Source organism: Planococcus sp. TJ-301 (assembly GCF_058268475.1).
In genome coordinates this window covers 1,113,137-1,136,060 of the sequence record NZ_JBZDOH010000001.1, presented here as the reverse complement: position 1 = coordinate 1,136,060, position 22,924 = coordinate 1,113,137, and the positions used below count along the sequence as shown (strand labels likewise).

At 47.6% G+C, this 22,924-nt stretch carries 19 protein-coding genes and 1 tRNA gene; 15 read left to right on the top strand and 5 right to left on the bottom strand.

What is annotated here, in order from left to right; genetic code table 11:
* Window positions 1-70: 70 nt before the first annotated feature.
* Together AC4EHJ_RS05800 and AC4EHJ_RS05795 are read left to right on the top strand one after the other, a co-directional pair.
* Window positions 71-595 carry a DUF1850 domain-containing protein gene (locus AC4EHJ_RS05800; protein WP_490974618.1) on the top strand — a complete coding sequence of 175 codons (525 nt, stop codon included), beginning with the start codon at window positions 71-73 and terminating at the stop codon, window positions 593-595.
* The gene (locus AC4EHJ_RS05795) at window positions 585-2,618 is read left to right on the top strand and encodes a TRAP transporter permease (RefSeq protein WP_490974617.1); all 2,034 of its coding nucleotides are present in this window, start codon (window positions 585-587) and stop codon (window positions 2,616-2,618) included. The genes AC4EHJ_RS05800 and AC4EHJ_RS05795 overlap by 11 nt, the downstream gene beginning before the upstream one ends.
* Window positions 2,619-2,775: 157 nt before the next feature.
* Here AC4EHJ_RS05795 and AC4EHJ_RS05790 read toward each other — a convergent pair.
* From AC4EHJ_RS05790 to AC4EHJ_RS05780, 3 genes are all read right to left on the bottom strand, one after another.
* Window positions 2,776-2,848: transfer RNA gene (locus AC4EHJ_RS05790), tRNA-Val, on the bottom strand.
* Window positions 2,849-2,900: 52 nt separating this feature from the next.
* A complete protein-coding gene (locus tag AC4EHJ_RS05785) occupies window positions 2,901-3,422 on the bottom strand; it encodes a 2'-5' RNA ligase family protein (protein WP_490974616.1) in 522 nt (173 codons plus the stop codon).
* A gap of 15 nt (window positions 3,423-3,437) precedes the next feature.
* Window positions 3,438-4,148 carry a thermonuclease family protein gene (locus AC4EHJ_RS05780; RefSeq protein WP_490974615.1) on the bottom strand — a complete coding sequence of 237 codons (711 nt, stop codon included), beginning with the start codon at window positions 4,146-4,148 and terminating at the stop codon, window positions 3,438-3,440.
* Between the two features lie 97 nt (window positions 4,149-4,245).
* Here AC4EHJ_RS05780 and AC4EHJ_RS05775 point away from each other — a divergent pair, with 97 nt between their 5' ends.
* Window positions 4,246-5,082, top strand: coding sequence for a DNA-3-methyladenine glycosylase family protein (locus AC4EHJ_RS05775; protein ID WP_490974614.1), 837 nt, complete (start codon window positions 4,246-4,248; stop codon window positions 5,080-5,082).
* 88 nt (window positions 5,083-5,170) lie between these two features.
* Here the strand turns inward: AC4EHJ_RS05775 and AC4EHJ_RS05770 are convergent, their stop codons facing one another.
* Window positions 5,171-5,314, bottom strand: coding sequence for a hypothetical protein (locus AC4EHJ_RS05770; protein ID WP_490974613.1), 144 nt, complete (start codon window positions 5,312-5,314; stop codon window positions 5,171-5,173).
* Window positions 5,315-5,433: 119 nt separating this feature from the next.
* Here AC4EHJ_RS05770 and AC4EHJ_RS05765 point away from each other — a divergent pair, with 119 nt between their 5' ends.
* The 6 genes from AC4EHJ_RS05765 (at window position 5,434) to AC4EHJ_RS05740 (ending at window position 11,435) form a co-directional block, all read left to right on the top strand.
* Entirely contained in the window at window positions 5,434-6,360 is a 927-nt protein-coding gene (locus AC4EHJ_RS05765; protein WP_490974612.1) for a Gfo/Idh/MocA family protein, read from the top strand.
* A 55-nt stretch (window positions 6,361-6,415) separates the two neighbouring features.
* A complete protein-coding gene (locus tag AC4EHJ_RS05760; RefSeq protein WP_490974611.1) occupies window positions 6,416-7,804 on the top strand; it encodes an aldehyde dehydrogenase in 1,389 nt (462 codons plus the stop codon).
* A gap of 60 nt (window positions 7,805-7,864) precedes the next feature.
* Window positions 7,865-8,557 carry a response regulator transcription factor gene (locus tag AC4EHJ_RS05755; protein WP_490974610.1) on the top strand — a complete coding sequence of 231 codons (693 nt, stop codon included), beginning with the start codon at window positions 7,865-7,867 and terminating at the stop codon, window positions 8,555-8,557.
* On the top strand, window positions 8,547-9,920 hold the full coding sequence (locus AC4EHJ_RS05750) for a sensor histidine kinase (protein ID WP_490974609.1): 1,374 nt from the start codon (window positions 8,547-8,549) through the stop codon (window positions 9,918-9,920). Before AC4EHJ_RS05755 ends, AC4EHJ_RS05750 begins: the two co-directional genes overlap by 11 nt.
* Window positions 9,917-10,633, top strand: coding sequence for a PepSY domain-containing protein (locus AC4EHJ_RS05745; protein WP_490974608.1), 717 nt, complete (start codon window positions 9,917-9,919; stop codon window positions 10,631-10,633). The genes AC4EHJ_RS05750 and AC4EHJ_RS05745 overlap by 4 nt, the downstream gene beginning before the upstream one ends.
* Window positions 10,634-10,742: 109 nt before the next feature.
* Window positions 10,743-11,435, top strand: coding sequence for a PepSY domain-containing protein (locus AC4EHJ_RS05740; protein WP_490974607.1), 693 nt, complete (start codon window positions 10,743-10,745; stop codon window positions 11,433-11,435).
* Window positions 11,436-11,465: 30 nt separating this feature from the next.
* Here the strand turns inward: AC4EHJ_RS05740 and AC4EHJ_RS05735 are convergent, their stop codons facing one another.
* Window positions 11,466-13,046 carry an ATP-binding protein gene (locus AC4EHJ_RS05735; protein WP_490974606.1) on the bottom strand — a complete coding sequence of 527 codons (1,581 nt, stop codon included), beginning with the start codon at window positions 13,044-13,046 and terminating at the stop codon, window positions 11,466-11,468.
* Between the two features lie 204 nt (window positions 13,047-13,250).
* Between AC4EHJ_RS05735 and AC4EHJ_RS05730 the strand changes: the two genes are divergently transcribed.
* The 6 genes from AC4EHJ_RS05730 to AC4EHJ_RS05705 all read left to right on the top strand — a co-directional run bounded on the left by AC4EHJ_RS05730 (window position 13,251) and on the right by AC4EHJ_RS05705 (window position 22,798).
* Window positions 13,251-14,306: a M42 family metallopeptidase gene (locus AC4EHJ_RS05730; protein ID WP_490974605.1), complete on the top strand. Its 1,056-nt coding sequence runs from the start codon at window positions 13,251-13,253 to the stop codon at window positions 14,304-14,306.
* A 10-nt stretch (window positions 14,307-14,316) separates the two neighbouring features.
* Window positions 14,317-15,777, top strand: a complete 1,461-nt coding sequence (locus AC4EHJ_RS05725; RefSeq protein WP_490974604.1) for a UDP-N-acetylmuramoyl-L-alanyl-D-glutamate--2,6-diaminopimelate ligase — start codon at window positions 14,317-14,319, stop codon at window positions 15,775-15,777.
* Window positions 15,778-15,885: 108 nt separating this feature from the next.
* On the top strand, window positions 15,886-17,454 hold the full coding sequence (locus tag AC4EHJ_RS05720; RefSeq protein ID WP_490974603.1) for a peptide chain release factor 3: 1,569 nt from the start codon (window positions 15,886-15,888) through the stop codon (window positions 17,452-17,454).
* A gap of 138 nt (window positions 17,455-17,592) precedes the next feature.
* Window positions 17,593-20,652 (top strand): efflux RND transporter permease subunit, encoded by a 3,060-nt coding sequence (locus AC4EHJ_RS05715; RefSeq protein ID WP_490974602.1) that lies wholly within the window; start codon window positions 17,593-17,595, stop codon window positions 20,650-20,652.
* Between the two features lie 72 nt (window positions 20,653-20,724).
* Complete coding sequence (locus AC4EHJ_RS05710; RefSeq protein WP_490974601.1) at window positions 20,725-21,804, top strand: SDR family oxidoreductase; 1,080 nt, start codon at window positions 20,725-20,727, stop codon at window positions 21,802-21,804.
* Window positions 21,805-22,021: 217 nt separating this feature from the next.
* Entirely contained in the window at window positions 22,022-22,798 is a 777-nt protein-coding gene (locus AC4EHJ_RS05705; protein WP_490974600.1) for a TerC family protein, read from the top strand.
* Window positions 22,799-22,924 lie beyond the last annotated feature (126 nt).

Here is a 22,924-nt window from a genome sequence, read left to right as displayed (position 1 = left end):
AAAAGATAATGGGCGGTAAAGCGCAAGCTTTATCGTCGTTATTTTTTTTCGCCGATAGAGGAGGCTTTTTATGCAGCCAAAGCCAGTGCTCCGTATTCTTTTATCGCTGCTAGCCCTCATTCTAGCCATCTCCGTCTTGTTGTTTGTGCCCGCCCTGAAGAGCTTCGCATTCACTGATAACCGGACAGGCGATATCACGGCCTATTTGCGCGTAAAAGAACCAGCTTTCAAAATAAAATACATCCATTCAATTCATCTCTCGGAAGTGCTCGAAAGCTATAAAATCCTTTCTGGCAATTCACTGCAACTGGTAACGCTGGAATACGAGGATTTTAATATCGGTATGCCTTCGAATGCAGGAGAAGGAGAGTCCTTTGTCGAAAAGGACGGAAAGTATTTTATTGAAGGAATGGACAGGCGCATGGACGAGTTCCGGCTGTTTGTCGGCGATGTGGATGCCGGGCTATATTTTATAGCAGATGGCAAAGAATACGATTTGAAAAAAACACTTGCACGTGGAAAGTCTTACACATTCAATGTGCAGCGCCTCTCAGCCTATCAGCTATTAAAAGGAGTGAATCTCGATGACCGATAAATTGCCGCCGGAAGAAAGAGAAGAAAAGAAACTGCCGCCGGAAGATGAACATTACGTTTCGGAGGAAAAACAAAAAGAGATTTTACAGAAGTACGACCCGGAATCGAACACCCGTGATTTGAGCGGCACGATGAAGCATGTTGTGTTTTATGGTTTACTCGCTTTTTCATTATTTCAATTATATACAGCTATTTTTGGCCAATACACAGCGTATATTCAACGGTCGATTCACTTAGGATTTGCCTTGTCCCTGATTTTTCTCTTGTTCCCAGCGCGGAAGCGCCATGGCGCGCGCAGAAAAGTGGCAGTTTATGACTATGTGCTCGCCTTGCTGGCCATAGGCGTCGGTCTTTATTGGCCGATTATGTACGATGATTTAGTGTTCCGTCTAGGCCGCGTCACAGAAATGGATTTGATTGTCGGGATATTAGCGGTTGTCTTGACGCTAGAAGCTACACGGCGCGCTGTCGGTTTGCCGATTACAATCATTGCATCCATTTTCCTGGCATATACGTTTTTCGGTCCTTATTTCCCAGGTTTCCTGCGCCATCGCGGCCAGGATCTCGAATCGGTTATTCAGCTGATGTTCTATACGACAGATGGTATTCTAGGGACGCCAATCAGCGTTTCGGCCACATTCATCTTCGTGTTCTTGCTGTTCGGAGCTTTTCTTGTAAAAACCGGAGTCGGACAGTATTTTAATGACTTGGCTGTTTCGCTTGCTGGCCATTTGACGGGCGGACCCGCAAAAGTCGCCATTTTCTCAAGTGCCCTGCAAGGGACAATTTCGGGGAGTTCTGTTGCAAACGTCGTAACATCGGGATCGTATACAATTCCGATGATGAAAAAGTTAGGCTATAAGAAAGAATTCGCAGGTGCTGTGGAGGCCGCCGCTTCTACAGGCGGACAAATCATGCCGCCAATTATGGGTGCCGCGGCATTCCTGATGGTCGAGTTCATCGGCGGCATCACGTATTGGGAAATTGCCAAAGCAGCCGCTATTCCGGCTATCCTCTATTTCACAGGCGTTTGGATCATGACGCATTTTGAAGCGAAACGGGTCGGGTTGAAAGGCTTGACCAAAGAAGAGATGCCTGACCGCAAAGAAGTTCTAAAGAAAATTTATCTATTGCTGCCGATTGTAGCAATCATCGTCTTCCTGCTTATTGGAATCCCGACGATGCACGCCGCTTTATACGGCATCTTGCTGACAATTGTGGTCAGCTCATTCAATAAAGAAACAAGATTAAGCCCTAAAGACATGGTGCACGCACTTGTAGATGGTGCAAGAACCGCGCTCGCAGTAGCCGCAGCTACTGCCGCAGCTGGCATCATCGTAGGGGTTGTTGTAAAAACCGGCCTCGGCTTGAGCTTAGCAAACGGTTTGGTTTCCGCTTCCGGTGGAAATATTCTGCTGACGCTATTCTTTACAATGCTCGCTGCAATCGTGCTGGGCATGGGATCGCCGACAACAGCCAACTATGTCATCACGTCAACAATTGCTGCACCGGCAATCATCACTTTATTGATGATCGATGAGCCGGTAGGGGCTGCTGTCCCGATCGTTGTGGCATTATCGGCGCACTTATTCGTGTTTTATTTCGGCATCATTGCCGATATCACGCCACCAGTTGCGCTTGCCGCATTTGCCGCGTCAGGCATTTCAGGTGGGGAGCCGATCAAGACCGGATTTATCGCCGCCAAACTAGCTGCTGCAGCGTTCATCATTCCTTATATGTTCGTGTTGTCACCAGCGCTGCTGATGATCGATACAACATTGCCGGAATTGATATGGGTACTGATCACGGCGTTCACTGGGATGATCGCCATTGGAGCAGGATTGATCGGTTTCTGGTACCGCAAGCTTAATTGGCTTGAACGGATCATCGCTTTCGCCACTGGATTGGCATTGATTTATCCTGAAGGGCTTACTGACACAATCGGAGCGATTTCGTTTATCATCCTGTTTGCTCTGCAATGGATGTCGCGCGAGAAAAAAACACCGAAAGCATTAGAAGCATAAGAAGCATAAGAAAAACGCTGCCTGGATTTCCGGGCAGCGCTTTTTGCGTATTGGCCGCAAAATCGATTTTATGATCGAATATATAATCCTACAAAAGCAAAAAAGCACAAAAAAACGCGCAAGCTTTAAAGCTGCGCATTTTTCCATACCACATATATGATTCCTACTGGGCTCGAACCAGCGACCTCTACCCTGTCAAGGTAGCGCTCTCCCAGCTGAGCTAAGGAATCTCAATTACCAGGACAAATTTAATTATATCGTGTCCTGGTGAAAAGTCAATAACTATTCTGAAAGAAAAATACTCCATTCGTTTTGCGCTTTGCCTTGTGCAATCGACCAACATTCAATAGCGACCGCTTTGCCGCTGAACGGTTCGAATTCCAGTGACAGCCGCGCGAACATCGGACCCCAGTAAGGCGGCGCGATGTTTTTGGTGATGGTGGCATGCGGCACCCACTGATTCGGCAAGTAATAATCCTGCTGGCCTGTAAAGTCGCGCGTCGCCAAATTCACGGCTTGATGAAAAACTTTCAATGCATCAGTTAATGCAGGGGCTGTGTAAAACACGCCTTGCTGCTTGAAGAAACCGAGTGCACCGAATTCGAGCGGCAATTGGGCGCGCTGATCGGCCCAGGGGGCAAGCGCGTTTTTCAAGTCAGCCGGATTGGTTTGTTCAAACGCCTGCAACGTCATATGCGGCGGCAGCATAGGTGTGGAGTCCAGGCTGGCAGCATTCGCTTGTTTTTGCAGGTGTTCTATTTTTGTGGATGTCGTGTAGTCGAACCTTAAGACGATCGCTTGCATCAATATCTTCCTCCATTACTGGCCGGTACTTTGGAACCCGGCTTGCTGTGCTTCTTGTTCTGTGCAGAACCATTCTTCCGGCTTGGTTTCTTCATAGGAACCTTCACCTGGCATATGGTAAATCTTCTTGCCGCTGCGGTTGATGTTGCCTTTTATCCGGCAGTCATCAGTTGCCGCTGGTGGAGCGATGCCTCCATAAGCATCCGAGTTGAAGCCACGGCTGGTTGAATAATTTTCATATTCCCAGATACCGGCTCCGGCATCTTTCGCTTTTTGTTCCGCCTGTTCGAAAGCGTCGAGGTGGCGGGTGTTCGGGGGATAAACGTATGCAACGCGCGCCATGCCCGATGCCACAAGTTCCTCCTGGACACTTTCACCGTCTACATAGATATAAGCAAGCAAACGGCCATAATCATCGAAACGTTCTCCGACATCAAATTCTATCGTAACATCTCCGGAATTTATGATGCGCTTGTTTTCCGCTGTCGCTTCTTTTCCAAGCGGCTGTTCGCCGAGCCGTGGATGATTGGTCTCGGGCGTATCGACCAAAAGGTAGCGGACGGTCTCTTCTTTGCCTTCATACATGATTTTGATGGTGTCTCCATCGATGACTGAAGTAACTTCGACGGCAATCCTTTCTTCCGATCCGGAAGTATCCGTCGATTCAAGCAGGCCGCATCCGGAAAGGATGGACGCCAACAACAATAAGCCGATTATTTTTTTCATAGTCATTCCATCTCCCATCTTTCCATTATATTTTCCAATGATGCCGCTTGCAAACCCGAACGCTTTCATCTAAGTTTGAAAAAAAGGGGGATTCACGATGCAATTGACGGTGCCATTTTATTATGACTTTAATCGAGTACTCGAAAGGCTGTCGCTTGACCCTCTCCATGTTGTCTCGCTTTCTGACCGGTTTGTCCGTGTTCCTATGCCGGAAGGCAATATCGTGTCCGTGAAAGCTGAAGGCACAAGCGACAGCCCCGTTTTTACTGTGGAAGGCGCAGAAGGGGGACAGATGAACCACATTTCAGAGATTTTTCATTTCAATCAATCATTGGATCCGGTCGCTGAACATTTCAGCGGCACTAGCCTGGCACAATTGTTTGAGAAACACAAAGGTACGCCGCTGGTGAGAGAATTCTCCCTTTATGGTTCGCTGATGAAAAGCATAATCCATCAGCAATTGAATCTTTCTTTTGCGCACACGCTTTCCAGCCGCTTCGTCCAGAACTACGGACATGAAAGGGACGGAGTGTGGTTTTACCCGGAGCCTGAGAAAATCGCTATGCTGCAGCCTGAAGAGCTGCGGGAGCTTCAATTCAGCACCCGAAAAGCAGAATACGTCATCGGCTTGTCACAGGCGATTGCGGCGGGGACTTTGCGCTTGGAAGAGCTTTCACAAAAATCAGATGAAGAGGCGGCGGCTGAGCTGGTTTTATACCGAGGCGTCGGGCCATGGACGGCACAGAGTTTTCTGATGTTCGGCCTCGGGCGCCCGAACTTATTTCCATTGGCGGATATCGGTTTGCAGAATGCCTTGAAAATCCAATGGTCGCGCAACGACAAGCCAAAAGCCGAAGAAATCCTGCAGCATCTGCCGGAATGGTCCCCATATTTGTCTTATGCGGCTCTTTATTTGTGGCGCAGCGTCGAATAGAAAACATAGCAAAACGCCTTTCCATGATCTTTCGGAAAGGCGTTTTTTATGTACTGTGGCTGCAAAATCCGATTGTCATAGGAGCCAATTATGCTTGCGGCTCCATGTCGGCTGCAAAACTTTCGAGATAAAGGAAAGATTCCTGTTCGACCGTTTCCATCTTATCCTTATTGATGCCGACTTCAAGTTCACCTGAAAAAATAGGCTCCCACCAATTTGCTTGTTTATCCATCATTTATGCCTCCTCAATAATTGCAGTTGAATTGTTTGACTATTCTATACCCTGAAAGGTTACACTAATAAACAAAGACAATGTAAAAAAGCCATTCGGCTTCAGAAAAGGGGAGAATTATGATTTCAATCGGTATGATCGGGGCGGGCATCGTGGGTGAACGCATCATTAAACAAATTCAACAAGAAGAAAAAGTGAACATCAAAGCGGTTTTTGATGAGCAGCAGGACCGGCTGGATTATTTAGAGGCAACCTATGGTGTTCCTATTGCTGACTCGCTGGAAGCAGTATTGCATTCAGACATCGATTGGCTTTATATCGGTACGCCGCCGGCTTCTCATGCACCCATCGCCAAACTGGCGGCAAGCGCCGGCATCAATGTGCTAAGCGAAAAGCCGCTCGCCCATGATGCAGAGGCAGGCCAGGAAATGGCGGAGGCTGCAGACAGAAACCGCATCCAGACCGCCATGCATTTTCCGCTAATGTATAAGCCAGCCGTGCATGAAATGGTGAAACGGATCCGCGGCGGGGGCATCGGGAAAATTACGCGCGTCGAGCTGCAGACATTTTTCCCGGATTGGCCGCGCGGCTGGCAGCAGACTCCGTGGATTGGCTCGAGGAGCCAAGGCGGTTTTGTGCGCGAAGTCTTCCCGCATTACCTGCAGCTGATCCACCGCATTTTTGGCGGCTTGTCGATTCAGCACCACATCGTCACGTATCCGGAACAAGCGGACCTGTGCGAAACCGGTTTGCTCGCTCATGGCGTGATTGCGGACGGCACACCGCTTTTGCTGTCGGGAATTAGCGGCATCGGACAAAAAGAGTTGCTGCAATTCAAGGTCTTCGGCGAAGAAGGGGTGCTGACGCTGGAAAATTGGTCGAACTTGTATGAAGAAAGAAAATACGAAGAACGCACGGAGCTGCTTGAATTTCCAGAAGTTCCATCGCTCTTTGAATCGATGCGACAGCAATCGACTTTGCTGGTGCCTTTTGAAGAAGGGCTGATCGTCCAACGGCATGTCGATCATTTATTGAAGAATGGATGATTGCTGCCGTCCTGAACGGGTAAACTAAGGCATGGAAGAAAATGGAGGTAAGAGAATGAATTTCACAGCTTCAGATGTAGAAAACATGATTGAGCAGCAGCGCGACTATTTCTATACAGGGGCGACAAAGCCTGCAGCTTTTAGAAAAGCCCAATTAACACGATTGAAAAGCGTGATTTCAGCCCACGACAGCGAAATCGTCGATGCGCTAAAAAAGGACTTAGGGAAAAGCGAATTTGAAGCCTACGCGACGGAAGTCGGCTTTGTATTGGATAGCATCAATTACATGATCGAAAACTTGGATTCATGGATGAAGCCGGAATCTGTCAAAACGCCGATTCACTTGCATCCTGCGAAAAGCATGATCATCCGTGAACCATATGGCTCGGTGTTGATCATCGGACCGTTCAATTACCCATTCCAGCTAGTGATGGAGCCATTGGTCGGGGCAATTGTCGGCGGCAATTGCGCCATCGTCAAGCCTTCGGAAACGACGCCGAGCGTAGCTGCAGTCATCCGCACCATCTTAGAAGAGGCATTCCCGCCTTATTACATTCGTGTGGTCGAAGGAGAACGGGAAGAAGTGAATGCGCTGATCCATGCGCCGTTCGATTATATTTTTTTCACCGGCAGCGTCAATGTTGGGAAAATCGTCATGAAAGCCGCGTCCGAACGATTGACGCCGATCACCTTGGAACTGGGCGGCAAAAGTCCGGCCATCGTCGACCAGACAGCGAACCTCGACCTTGCGGCAAAACGCGTCGCTTGGGGGAAACTGATGAACAAAGGCCAGACATGTGTTGCGCCTGATTATGTCTGTGTGCACGAATCGGTGAAAGAGGAATTCATGGAGAAATTGCTTGCCAATATCCGCAGTTTTTACGGCAAAGATGCGCAGAAGAGCCCGGATTACGGACGCATTGTCAGCACCGGCCATTTTGACCGCCTCGTTGAAATCATTGAGAAAGAAGGAGCGAACATTGTTGTCGGTGGCCACACCGATCGAACGGATCTGTATATTGAACCGGTTGTTTTGGACAATATTCATTTTGACAGTCCTTCGATGGAAGACGAATTGTTCGGACCCATTTTACCGGTCATCACTTACAATGACTTTCCGGCATTGGTGCGGCAAATTCGCAAGTTGCCGAAACCGCTTGCGGCTTATATGTTCTCGGAAAATGACCGGGCAATCAACTTTTTCCTGGACGAGCTGCCATTCGGCGGCGGCTGCATCAACGACACGGTTTCCCATGTCGGCAGCGCGCATCTTCCTTTCGGGGGAATCGGCACATCCGGTGTGAACTCGTATCACGGAAAATACAGCTTTGAAACATTCACCCATGCGAAATCGATTTTGAAAAAGTCGACGAGATTATCGACAAATGTTTTATTTCCTCCTTATAAAGATAAAGTGAAGTTTGTCAGACGGTTATTGAAATAAGCGGCCCTCGGGTCGCTTTTTCCATTTTCGGATATTATGATAAAAGAAAGGGGTGGCATAATGGCTGAACGCATATTGATCGTTGAAGATGAAAAAAGCATAGCGCGTGTGTTGGAGTTAGAGCTGACGTACGAAGGCTATGAAACTGGGGTATCCCATACAGGAGCGGATGGGCTGATCAAATTCCGTGAAAAGCCATGGGATTTGGTGCTGCTCGATCTCATGCTGCCTGAAATCCATGGGCTCGATGTTTTGAAACGAATCCGCGCATCAGATCCCGCTATTCCGGTTATTTTGCTGACTGCCAAAAATGATGTTAAAGATAAAGTGGCCGGACTCGATCTTGGCGCTAACGATTATATAACAAAGCCTTTTGAAATCGAAGAATTGCTGGCGCGCATCCGTGCATGCCTCCGGTTGACGACGGGATCTGGAAATCCCATGCTCCACCGGTTCGGAGAGCTTGAATTGAATGAAAGCACGAGGGAAGTTTCCCGTGCGGGGCGCCAAGTGGATTTGACGCCGCGTGAATTTGATTTGCTGCTTTATTTCTTGCGCAATCCTTTGCAAGTGCTTAGCCGTGAACAGGTGCTGAATGCAGTATGGGGCTTTGATTATTACGGTGATACGAATGTCATCGATGTTTATATCCGCTATTTGCGCAAAAAATTGGATGCCGGGGAAACGACTACCTATATCCAAACGGTCAGGGGAATCGGCTATGTCATGAAGGAGCAGACCCATGAAACTTAAGCAGAAAATCCATTTATGGTCATCGCTGCTGATGCTGGTCATTTTAGGCGTGCTGACCGCGGTCATTTATTTTTCGTTCAGCGAACTGGCCTACGATACGGAAATAAGCCAGCTGCAGACCGAACTTGAAGCGCTCGTCACTGCATTCAATGAAAATCCAGCGGATGATCCAAGGGAAATCTTGCGCGGCTATGTGCCGGCAGACGGGCTTGTCCGGGCGGCATCCGAAGGGGCCAAGCTGACCCCAGACAGCCAGGATCCGGACGTGGAAATCCAATTTCCGATGGTATTGCCCGAAAACTCGGGGATTATTAAAGTGGAAACTAGTCGATTCGCTTATGTGACAGCACCAGTCATTTGGGTGGACGGGGAAGTAGCAGAACTAGTCATGGCCCAATCAATGGATGAAGTAGCCGGCAATCTGCAAGCGCTTCGTTTCGTCCTGCTTGGCGCTGTTGCTGTAGCGATGATTCCGATCATCTTGTCGAGTGCGGTGCTTGGCAGGCTGGTCACTAAACCGGTAACGGATTTGACCAATACGATGACGCGGATTCAGAAGAGCGGGCAATTCGAGAAGCTTCCCATCACCCAAACGTCGAAAGATGAAATCGGCGAGATGGGCAGTACATTCAATGAAATGATGGAGCTGTTAGAGGAAAATTACCGCAAGCAGGAAGAGTTTGTATCAAATGCGTCCCATGAGCTGAAGACCCCGTTAACTGTCATAAGCAGCTACGCAAAATTGTTGCAGCGCCAAGGGATGGGGGATCCAGCCATCGCAGAAGAAAGCCTGGCAGCAATCCGCATGGAAACCGAGCGCATGAATTCGCTCATTGAGCAATTGCTCCACATTGCGAGGCGCAGTGAAACCCAATTGGAACTTACCAATGTGAATTTGCAGGAAGTGCTGGGCCAGACCGTCAAAGTGATGCAGACTTCTTTCAATAGAGAATTCCGGCTGATCAGCGGCCAAAATGCGATTATCGTGGAAACGGATGTGCCGAAACTCAAGCAGCTTTTGTATATATTGCTCGATAATGCGAGAAAGTACAGCTCAGACCGCATTGAAGTAATAGTGAAAGATGATGGTGAGCCGACCATCCAAATCAGAGATTTTGGCATCGGCATTCCAAAAGAGTCGCTGCCGTTTGTTTTCGAGCGCTTTTACCGGGTGGACAAAGCTCGAGACAGAGAGTCCGGAGGCTTTGGCCTTGGCTTGTCGCTGGCGAAGCAGCTGGCGGATACGCTCCGCGCTAATCTGGAAATTGAAAGCATTGAGAATATGGGCACCACGGTTTCCATCGTTTTCTCAGGAGATTTTAATGTTCAGCCTGTACACTTGAAGCAGGAGGGATCGCGATGAGAAAATGGATGTTCATGGCTGCTGCATCTGCCATTTTGGCCGTGGCGGCGCTTGTCTACTTATTGTCTATGGGCGCTGAGGGCGACAGCATCAGCGCTTCACAAGCAGGCGAAACGGTCATTTCCCAATATGGCGGTGTGATTGAAGAAACTGCCCTATCTGGAGGGGTGTACGAAGTAGGATTCACAAGGGACGACGGCACATACAAAGCAGCGGTAGACAGCTCGACGGGACGCGTTTTATCGGTTGAGCTCGTTGAAAAAGCAGCGGTGCCTGTTCAAGAGAAATTGACAGAAAAAGAAGCAAAAGCGGTTGCCCTTAAGGAAGTCGGTGGAACGGTCGGTGAAGTCCGCTACTTAGAAGAGCCGAATGAGTACGAAGTGGACATCACGGAAGGTTCAGCAAAGAAAACCGTGTTTGTTGCGGCAGATACGGGCGATGTCCGAAAAATTACGGATGTTTCTTCTGAATCGCCGGAACCTGCTCCTGAACCGGAACCTTCCCCCGAGCCGAAACCCGTGCTCAGCAGGGAAGAAGCCATAACGATCGCCAAAGGGACGCTTGACGGAGAAGTCCAGGAAGTGGAGTTCACGGAAACAGCAGACGGCGGTTATTATTTGATTGAAATTGAAAACGAAGGGCTGGACAAAGAAGCGACAATCCAAATCCACGCGATCCGCGGAGAAACAATGACTGTGGAATGGGATGATTGATCATTAATGAAAACTCATGGAGTTCTCATCAAATTCTCATAAAGCCTTAACTGTTTTCACAGAAGGGGCGGCTATAGTAAAGGTATACCAAATGAGGAGGAGAATGAACATGAAAAAAATGATCTACATTCCAGCAGCAGCAGCAGGTATTCTAGCATTGGGTGGAATCGCTTGGGCGAACACGGATGCAACACCAACGGACAGCAAGGTGCAGGCAGAAAATACCACCGACCTTAAAGCGGATGCTTCACAATCAACAAACCAGACCGAATTCCTGACATTCGATGAAATTTCTGCAAAAGCACTTCAGGAAGTTGACGGGAAAATTACGGATATCGAACTTGAACGCGATGGCCGTGTTCCGCATTTCGAAATTGACATCGACAAAGATGGCTACGACTATGATTTGAAACTGGACGCCGTTACAGGTGAAATCCTTGAGCAAAAGCGTGAAAAAGATGATAACGACGATAACGATGATGACTGGGATGACAACTACACATCAGATGAAAAATCATCTTCAGCAGCGGCCTCAGCTGGCGATTACATCTCAAGCGATGAAGCTGTCGCTGCAGCTAAAAAAGTGGCAAGCGGCACCATCGAAGATTTGGAATTGGATAACGATGACGGGGTTGCCTATTATGAAATCAAATTTGAAGATGGCCGTACAGAACACGAAGTTTATGTGAATGCGAAAGATGGTACAATTTTAAAACATGAAGTCGATAAAGATGATGATGATGATGACCGTGATGACAACGACGGCGACCGTGATGATGACAACGAAAGAGACGACGACTGAAACAAAAAAAAGGGCCCCTAGGGGTCCTTTTTAAATGCACGGCAGCAGAGCAGTGGCGATTGTACCTGCTCCTTCACGGCTTTCAATTGTCAAAGTGCCGTTGTGCTCCTGGACAATTTTCTGGGAGATCAGCAAACCGAGGCCCGTGCCAGTGTCTTTTGTCGTATAAAACGGTTCAAAGATCATAGCCAAGGTTTCTGAAGAGATTCCCGCTCCGTTATCATGCAGCCTCAGCGACACATGGCTGTCGGTATGCCCTTCGACTATCAGTTTAATATTGCCTATCCTGTCCATGCCGTCAATCGCCTCGATGGCGTTTTTAATCAAGTTGATGAAAACTTGCTTCATTTGGTGTTCTTCGCCGTTGATGAAATAATCTTCCTGTTCCCAACGGGAATGGAAAGTGATGCCGCGCATATTCATCTCAGGACCAAACAGCATGACGATATCACCCATGACTTTCTTCAAACTTATCTTTCGCGCGTATGAAGGCTGCGGTTTGGCAAGGACCAGGAATTCACTGATGATCAAATTGATGCGCTCGATTTCAGAATGAATGAGCTTCGTGTATTCTTTGTACGGGTAATCTGCGTCGCTGTCCATCATCTGGACAAATCCGGAGATGACGGTCATCGGATTTCGAATTTCATGGGCGACGCCGGCGGCAATTTCGCCTGTCAGCTTTAACTTTTCTGCTTGAAGAATCAGTTTTTCTGCATCTTTCTTGTACGATATATCTCTTGAAATTATTGAAGTGGCAATCACATTGCCTGCTTCATCTGTGATTGGCGAAAGAGTGATCTGCACATCGAATCGGCTACCGTCTTTCTTCAAGTCCTGTGTTTCCAGCAGAGAGAAACTTTCTCCTTGCCGGACCCGGAATGTCCGGTCTGCAACTTCTTTCTGGTGCTCCGAAGGGACCAGCGGAAGTGTGCGGCCGATGCATTCTTCCAGTGTCCAGCCATACAATTCTTCGAACGCGGGATTAATGGCGATGATTTTATTTTCCGAGTCGAATACGGCAATGGCATCTTTCGCTGTTTCGAAAAACAGGTGAAGATAGCCTTCTTTTGACATTAATGCCCGCTCCATCGATTCGTTCTTTTTTTCAATCTGGGTCCATACCTTTCTGAAGAAAACGGAATGAAGGACTGTCATGGCAAGGAGGAAAAAGATAAAAACGAAAAGGGTAAGGTTGACGTAAAACATAGGAGCCCGCCCGCCTAACTGGTCAAATACGAATGCCAGCAGCAGAATTTCAATCGCGGATAAAATGCCAAGGCCGATAATGGGCAAAGTATCGTAGTATAATGCCGATGCCACAATCGGAATGGCAAAATAGACGATATTGACTGTTGCGACGGTCTCAAAATTCAAAATGAACACCGCCAGATTCATCAGCAATAGAATTGTGATTTCCAGGGCGCGCTGATTGATTTTCATCCGGTAGAGCAACAAAAGAGCTATGTATGATAAAATGCCGAAAGCAATAGAATAATGGGGAAGAGTTTCTCCAGTTACGAAATGGATAAAGGTGTGTATCAAATGGGCCAATCCGAATAAATGGATGAACAATCTGTTCCTGTAGCGGTTCATTGCAATGCGTTCCATGATTCACCTCAAAAAGTCGATTTGCATTTAATATTACTATATTATTTTGATTTTCACTCAATTTTGGGAAGAAAAGTCAGAGCTTCACGGTTCGCGCAAGGATTTTTCGCCTCCAAATTCAATAAATGCACAGTAAATCCACAATTTCCTGTGCGAAAATGCCGCGTTTTGATATGATAAATAGATATAGAGGAGGCATTTACTATGTCATTCGAATGGAAACAACAAGAAACGCTCGATTTGTTAAAAGAGCTTGCTGAAATTCCGAGTCCATCGGGATACACTATGGGCATCATGAAGACCCTTAAAAACCATTTGGAAAAGTGGAATGTGGCGTATACTGAAACCCATAAAGGGGCTATAATAGCAACTATCTCCGGAACCGACCAGAAAGCGCACCGTTTGTTGACGGCGCACGTTGATACGCTTGGCGCGATGGTTAAAGAAATCAAACCTTCCGGCCGTTTAAAGCTTTCTTTAGTCGGCGGATTTAAATTCAATGCTATTGAAGGAGAAAATTGCCTTATACATAAAGCAGACGGGCAAACTGTACAAGGCACGATTCTGATGCACCAGACGACCGTCCATGTATACAAAGATGCCGGCACCGCAAGCCGTGATGAAAACAATATGGAAGTGCGGCTGGACGAAAAAGTGTTTTCTTCCGAAGAAGTAAAGGTGCTTGGAATTGAAGTAGGGGATTTTGTATCGTTCCATCCACGCTATACCGAAACGAGCAGCGGCTTTATCAAATCTCGCCACCTGGACGACAAAGCAAGTACGGCATTATTGCTGCAATTAGTGAAACAATTGAGCAGCGGCGAAGTGGTATTGCCGCACACCACCCATTTCTATATTTCCAATAACGAAGAAATCGGCTATGGCGGCAATTCGAATATCCCGAAAGAAACAGTGGAATATATCGCTGTGGATATGGGCGCAATCGGCGACGGCCAGCAATCGGATGAGTACACCGTATCGATTTGCGCAAAAGATTCCAGCGGCCCTTATCATTATGGATTGACTCGGCACTTGATTGCCTTGGCGAACACAAATAAAATTGATTATAAAGTAGATATCTATCCATATTACGGTTCTGACGCATCCGCAGCGATCCGTGCAGGATACGACGTCAAACATGCGCTTTTCGGACCGGGAATCGAAGCTTCCCATTCGTACGAACGGACACATGTCGATTCACTTAAGGCTGCGGCAGCATTGCTTCATGCATATGTATTGTCTCCGCTAGTAACAGAGTAGGAGGATTTTCATGAATACAAAACTATTGATCGAAAATATTCCTTATAAGCTTTTGCAGGGGCAGCTGCCGGAAACGATTGACCACATAACGATGGATTCCAGGGATGCAAGAAATGGCTCTCTTTTTATCTGCATCAAAGGCTACACAGTTGATGGCCATGATTTCGCAGCACAAGCCGCAGCACAAGGAGCTGCATTGATCGTGGCAGAACGGCCGCTTGAGGCAAATGGTTCGGCGGTATTGATTGTCGATGACACGGACCGTGTGCTTGGCTTGCTCGCCGCCAAGTTCTATGGCTACCCTTCAAAAGCGCTCAAAATGATCGGAGTCACAGGCACCAATGGCAAGACGAGTGTCGCTGGCATGCTGCATTCGATGCTGATGGAGCTGGACGAAACATCAGCGCTGTCAGGGACAATCGGCTTTAATCTGAACGGTGAACTGCATCAATCGACGAACACGACAAGCGATGCATTGACCACCCAACAAATGATCGCGCGAGCAAAAAATGAGGGCTGTTCACATATGACGATGGAAGTATCGTCCCATGGACTGGTGCTGGGCCGCTTAGCTGGCGTCGAATTCGATACAGCTATTTTCACAAACTTGACACATGACCATCTGGACTTCCACGGCACGATGGAAGAATACGGCCATGCAAAAGGCTTGCTGTTTTCCCAGCTTGGCCAAAACCTGCAAGAGAAAAAGCGGGCGGTGCTCAATGCTGATGATCCTTGGTCGGAACGCTATGCCGAAATGACATCGCATCCAGTCTATACGTATGGCGTAAAAGAGCCTGCGCAATTCCGAGCGGCGGAAATAGTGATGGACAATGAAGGCACGAAGTTCAAACTGGTGTGCCCGGAAGGCGAATTCGCGGTTTCCATGAAGTTATTGGGCCATTTCAATGTTTCCAATGCATTGGCCGCAATCACCGCCTTATATGCGGAAGGCTACGAGCTGAATTCTGTGCTGGGAGCTTTATCGCGCATTGCGCCGGTTGAAGGGCGTATGCAAAAAGTCGAACTGGAGGCACCGGTATCGATTTTTATCGATTACGCTCATACGCCAGATGCAATTGAAAAAGCCATCGATGCAGTAACGGATTTTAAAACGAACCGAATCATCTTTTTGGTCGGCACAGGCGGCAATCGCGACAAAACGAAACGGCCAATCATGGCAGCAAAAGCATCGGTTGCGGATTACGTCGTCTTAACGACAGATGATCCGAGGCATGAAGAATACGACAGCATATTGACAGATCTGAAAGCAGGGATGACGCATTCCAAATTCGCTTGCATTGGAGACCGTGCAGAAGCAGTCAAGCACGCCATTGACCAAGCGGAACCAGGCGACATCATAATTCTTGCGGGCAAAGGCCACGAGGATTACCAAATTATTGGAGCCACAAAATATCCGCATAGCGACAAGGATATAGCTGTCGAAAGAGCGACAAAAAAATTCCTGTAAAAAGAAGCCGCAGCCGGCTTCTTTTTTCATGGCAGCTATTGAAATTTCTTGTCTTTTGCGGCACCCTTCTCTAATATGAGAAGAGTAGAATTAAAGGAGCGTATAAACATGTCAGACCAATTAAAAAAAGAAATTCAAAATAGAAGAACTTTTGCAATCATCTCCCACCCGGATGCCGGGAAAACAACCCTTACAGAAAAACTATTGCTTTTCGGCGGCGCGATCCGCGATGCCGGAACCGTCAAAGGCAAAAAGAGCGGCAAGTTCGCGACTTCCGACTGGATGGAAATCGAGAAACAGCGCGGAATTTCAGTAACGTCTTCCGTCATGCAATTCGATTACGACGGGAATCGCGTCAACATCCTTGATACGCCCGGGCACCAAGATTTCAGTGAAGACACATACCGTACATTGATGGCGGTGGACAGTGCTGTAATGATTATCGATGTTGCCAAAGGGATCGAAGCTCAAACAGTAAAACTATTCAAAGTATGTAAAATGCGTGGCATTCCTATTTTTACGTTCATTAACAAAATGGATCGCCAAGGGAAAGAGCCGCTAGAATTGATGGAAGAACTTGAAGAAGTACTGGGCATCCAATCGTATGCGATGAATTGGCCGATCGGCATGGGGAAAGAGTTTCTTGGAATTTATGACCGCTACAATAAGCGCATCGAACCTTTCCGTTCTGAAGAGGGCCGATTTATGCCTTTGGACGAAAATGGCCGGCTCGAGGGCGAACACGAAATGACCAAAACGTCTTATTATACCCAAGCGCTCGATGACATCGATTTGCTGAACGAAGCAGGCAATGATTTTTCAATCGAACAAGTGAGAAAAGGCGAATTGACGCCGGTATTCTTCGGCAGTGCTTTGGCGAATTTTGGCGTGGAGACTTTCCTTGAAACTTACCTTCAATTTGCGCCGCCGCCACAGCCGCGCTTGACGCAGGACACGGAATTGATCGATCCACTGGAAAATCCATTTTCAGGATTCATCTTCAAAATCCAGGCGAATATGAACCCGGCACACCGGGACCGCATTGCGTTTGTTCGCATCGTTTCTGGCAAATTTGAAAAAGGCATGAATGTTACATTGGCCCGTACTGGAAAATCGTTCAAGCTGACGCAAACCACGCAATTTCTTGCGGATGACCGCGAAATGGTCAGTGAGGCAGTGGCAGGGGATATTATCGGACTCCACGATGTCGGCAATTACCAGATCGGCGATACGATAACGAGCGGGAAGAAATTCCAGTTTGAAGCGCTGCCGCAGTTTACGCCGGAGCTTTTCGTCAAAGTGACAGCGAAAAACGTCATGAAGCAAAAGCATTTCCATAAAGGGATCTTGCAGTTGGTCCAAGAAGGCGCAATCCAGTATTATAAAACGCTTCACTTGGAGGAAGTCATCTTAGGCGCGGTCGGACAGCTTCAATTTGAAGTGTTCGAACATCGGATGAAAAACGAGTACAACGTAGACGTGCGGATGGAGCCAGTCGGCAACAAAATCGCCCGATGGATCGAAAACGAGGAAGAAGTTAAAGAATCCATGTCAAGCAGCCGTTCTATGCTTGTGAAAGACCGCTACGACAACCTCGTGTTCTTATTCGAAAATGAATTCGCGACACGCTGGTTCCAAGACAAAAATCCAGAAATCAAATTATATAGCCTTCTTTAAAATAACCTGCTTAGGCAGGTTTTTTTTATCGCCAATATGCACAGTGGTGACAAAAGTGTGGCGGAAGCCATTTAAGTTTGCGGTTCTATTTCTTTTTTTTTATGATTAAAGCACGAGGTAAAGAGAGGGTATGAGTTTATGAAAATAAGCGATTTTTCGATAAAGAGACCGGTTTTCACCATTGTCATCATGTTTTTGATCATTATTTTGGGGGCCGTTTCATTTTTCAAAATACCGGTCACATTAATTCCTGAACTGAATCCGCCGATTGGCGTGGTCGTGACCGATTATCCTGGTGCCAGTCCGACAGAAGTCAGTGAAAAAGTCACACGGCCGCTTGAAGCAAGTTTATCGACTTTGCCGGGAATTGAATCCCTGCAATCTTCTTCAGAAGAAGGCTCCAACTTCATTTTATTGGAATTCGACTGGTCGACGAGTATTGATGATGTCCAGACGGATATCATGCAGCGTATTGACCAGACCCCGATTCCGGACGACTCCAATAAACCGCAATTTTTTAAATTCGACCCATCTCAATTTCCTGTCATTCAATTAGCGGTTCGAGCAGCTGAAGGCGGAGAAGATGTCCGCGTTCTGGCTGAAGAGCTGGAGACGGAATTGCTTCAGACGGAAGGCGTCGCCAGTGTCAACATTTCCGGTTCACTGACCGAACAGATTCTCATTTCCTTGGATCAGGAACTGTTGGAAGAAAAGGGCTTACAGCAATCTGATATTGTCCAAGTTATCCAAGCTAATAATATATCCTTGCCAGGTGAACCGATTCAGACAGACGACGGCCGCCAATTAACGACACGTGTCCTCAGTTCGCTGGCCAGCGAAGACGAAATCCGGGATTTGGTTGTCACCGTGAACCCAATGGACGGCGGCAATGTGACTGTCGGCGATGTGGCGGAAGTTACACTTGGTGAACAAGAGCTCAGCAGTGAAACAAGAGCTAACGAAGAACCCGCCGTTCTCTTGTCGGCATTGCAGGAATCCGGTGCGAACACCGCAGATGTTTCCGAAGCGTTCCAAGATAAACTTGACGAATTACTTCAAGAAGAACGTTTTGCAGGCGTCGAGACGGATGTCCTTTTTGATCAGGGCGATTACGTGAAACTGGCTGTTGGCAATATTGGTCAAACGTTAATATATGGCGGTATTTTTGCGATGCTGGTGTTGTTCTTTTTCCTGCGCGGCATCAAGAGTCCGATCATCATCGGTGTGGCAATCCCTTACTCCGTCATCGTCACATTTGTTCTGATGTATTTTTCCGACTTTGCATTGAATATCATGACGCTTGGCGCGTTGGCTCTCGGCATTGGCATGCTCGTGGATAATGCCATTGTGGTCATCGAAAATATTGAACGCCATTTGTCGATGGGCAAAAATCCGAAACAGGCAGCATCGGAAGGGACGAAAGAAGTAGGGGGCGCAATCATCGCTTCGACGTTGACGACCGTCGCGGTTTTTGTTCCAGTCGTTTTCATTACAGGCTTGATCGGCGAAATCTTCTTTGAATTTGCGGTTACGATTTCCTTCAGCTTATTTGCCAGCTTGGCCGTCGCTTTAACAGTCATCCCGATGTTGGCATCAAGGATGCTTGATAAACCGAAAGGCAATATTGAAGCAAGGCAGCGCCGATCGAAGGGGCTGAAAAACTTTGAGCGTTCCATCAAGTGGTCTCTATCGCATCGGCTAATTGTTTTGCTGACGACATTGGTGCTTCTTGGAGTGGCTACGTTCGGCGCGTTCCAAGTAGGGACGGAATTCCTGCCCGCTACTGATGAAGGCTTCGTCACAGTTTCAGTCGAGCTTGAAAATGGTTCATCCACTGCCGCGACAAATGAAGTGGTGGACATGATAGAAGAAGAGCTGAAAAAGGAAGAGGAAGTTGATGTTTATGTGAGCCTGGTCGGAAGCACCCAGCAGGGACAGGCACAAGGGACGGCACAGACCAATATCGCTGAACTTTACATTAAATTGATTCCGTTGGATGAACGAAGCAGGTCGGTGTTCGACTTCGTGGACGATGTCCAACCGCGCGTCCTGGAAAAGATAGGGGAGCAGGCGGAAGTCAGTTTTAATTTGCAGACGGCGGCTGGATCTTCGCCGAATACGCTGTCATTCACGGTGACCGATACCGATAAAGCGAGGCTCGATGAAGCGATCAAAAAAATCAGCAGCGAGCTTCGCGCAGTGCCGGAAGTGACTGAATTGACCAATGACCGTGAAGAAACGGTCGAAGAAATACAGCTTATCGTCAAAAAAGAAGCGGCTACTGAAAACGGCTTGGCTCCAGCGCAAATAGCCCAAACAGTCAATAATTTGACCAGAGGGGTTTTGACGACGCAGGTCTTGACGGAAGAAGACGAAGTTTTGAGCGTCTTTACGGAGTTGGATCCGCAATTCCGCGACAGTGTCGATAAATTGGAGGTGCTGAAATTACGTGCGCCTTCCGGCCAATTCCTTGAACTCCAGGAACTGGCAGATATTGAGATTTCACAAGGGCCGGTCGACATCAAACGGGTCGATCAGGCGGACAGCGTGTCGTTTACGCTGCAGCATAGATCCGATGTTACTCTCGGCGATATGTCGGATAAAGTGGACGGAGTGCTCGAAGGCCTCAACCTAGATGACAATACGTCTATTTCGTTCGGCGGGGACCGTGAACTTTTTGATAATGCCATCAACGACATGCTGCTCGCAGTAGTGCTCGCGGTTGTGCTTGTCTACATCGTTATGGCAGCGCAGTTCGAATCATTCAAATATCCACTCGTTATCATGTTCACTGTGCCGCTCATGGTTATAGGCGTAGCGATTGCCTGGTTAATCACAGGGACGCCGATCAGCATCACTGCCGTCATCGGGATGCTCGTCCTCGTTGGGATTGTCGTCAACAACGGCATTGTCCTCGTCGATTACATCAACCAGCGGAAAGAAGCCGGCATGGAGTCATATGAAGCCATCCTTACGTCGGTGCGCGATCGCCTGCGGCCGATTCTGATGACGGCATTGACGACCATTCTCGGCCTGCTGCCATTGGCACTTGGCATCGGTGAAGGAACTGAAATCAACCAGCCGATGGGAATCACCGTTATCGGCGGGTTAATCAGCTCCACTTTCCTGACTTTATACATCGTGCCGATTGTTTACAGCCTTTTTGATCGGGAAACGAGAAGATTGAATAAAAGATGAGCCTTCGGGCTCTTTTTTTATTTTCTTTTATGTTGGAATATTATGTATAATCATGGAGAGGAGGTGTCGATCATGTCTGAAGTTGTTTTTACAGGATTTCCAGGTTTTATCGCAAGCCAGCTTATCCGAAGATCGGTGGATGAGGAACATGGAATTTCAGCAATAGTATTGCCATCGGAGATAGAGAAAGCTGAGCAGGAAGCGAAAAAAATCCAGCAGGAAACCAGCTGCCGGCCGATTCGTTTAATCTCAGGCGATATAACCAAGGCGGGGTTGGGGCTGTCTGCTGAAGACGCCGAATACCTAAGAAAGCAAGAAGTGATTTTTTGGCATTTGGCCGCAATTTATGATTTGGCAGTGCCCAGGCAGGCGGCTTGGAAAGTGAACGTGGAAGGCACAGCAAATGTCAATAACTTCGTGCGATCCATTCCGAAGCTGAAGCGCTATGTCTATTTCAGCACCGCATATGTAGCGGGTTCAAGACAAGGGAAGCTCTATGAACATGAACTGATCCGGCCGGAAAAATTTAAGAACTTTTATGAAGAAACAAAGTTCGAAGCAGAAGTTCTTACCGAAAGCCTGAAGGAGAAAGTTCCGGTCACTATCATTCGTCCTGGCATCGTCAGAGGACATTCAGTTACCGGTGAGACTGTGAAGTTCGATGGGCCGTATTTCTTTCTGAATATGATCGACAAAGTGCGCAAACTTCCGTTAATCCCGTATCTAGGAAAGTCCTCGACTTACATCAATGTGGTGCCGATCGATTACATACTGGATGCCAGCATCTACTTGAGTTTGCTGCCGGAAGCTGCAGGAAAAACTGTACACCTGACGGATCCGAATCCGCATCCGGTCGAGGAAGTCTACCGCAAGATGGTCAATGAAATGACCGGCAAAATGCCGAAAGCCCGTCTGCCGCATCGGTTGGCTGAATGGTCTCTGTCGGTTTCTCCGGTCCGCAAATTTCTTGGAGTGGAAAAAGAAACTTTGGACTATATGACCTGGCAGGCGTCATTTGATGCTTCGGAAGCTCAAAGGCTGCTAAAGGGAAGTGGTATCCAGTGCGCCGATTTCCTGGAGACGATGCCGCAGATGATCCGGTTTTACGAATTGCACAAAACGGACAAAAAATACCGGATTGCCATACGCTAATGTTTTACAACAATAAAAATAATGCTATAATAACATTACAACTCAATACACTTTGACGTTCAGTCAAGGGGGAGTAGCTGTAGGGAAACCTATTTCATAATCGTCAATACATGGTTAGTACCCATCGGTTATGATAGCGATTTTAATTGCTTAGCGAGACCTTTGCCTTTATTTAGGCAGGGGTCTTTTTTGCTGGCAAAAAACAGGAGGAGAAAAAATGGAAGCAGAATTATTACAGTATGCATGGGTCCTATTAGTGTTAGTAGGGCTTGAAGGATTGCTAGCAGCGGATAACGCTGTAGTAATGGCCGTAATGGTCAAGCATTTGCCGAAAGACCAACAGAAAAAAGCATTGTTCTACGGTTTACTGGGAGCATTCGTGTTCCGCTTCGCGGCATTATTCATGATCACGCTGCTAGTGAACATTTGGCAAATTCAGGCATTAGGAGCAGCATATTTGCTGTTTATCTCGATTAAGAGTATTTATGACCAGCGAAAAGGCGATAGCGACCAGAGCCTGGATGAAGAAAAAGAACCGAAAAAGGGTTCTGGTTTCTGGATGACGGTATTGAAAGTGGAATTGGCCGACATTGCGTTTGCAATCGACTCGATGCTTGCAGCTGTCGCGCTAGCCGTGACTTTGCCGCATCTGCCTGTTTTCGGCATAGACGAAATCGGGGGAATCAATGCAGGGCAATTCATGGTAATGCTTGCCGGTGGATTGATTGGTGTAATCATCATGCGTTTCGCAGCCCACAAATTCGTTCAATTGCTTGAGAAATATCCGCAGCTGGAAACAGCAGCGTTTGTCATCGTTGGATGGGTAGGAGTAAAACTCCTTGTGATGACATTGTCGCACGACAACGTCGGCATTTTGCCTCACGACTTCCCGCACTCAACTCCTTGGACGTTGACGTTCTGGACCGTATTGATGGGAATTGTAGTAGTAGGCGGACTTGTGTCCGTGCGCCAAAACAAAAAAGAAAATGCATAATGTGATTGAAGGATAAGCGCTTTTGTTGTGCTTTTCCGACCATCGGCAAGTCCGGCACAACCGGGCGGTCGATGGTCTTTTTTTTTGTCTTGAAATAGTTTTTTAATGCTACCGACATAAAAATGT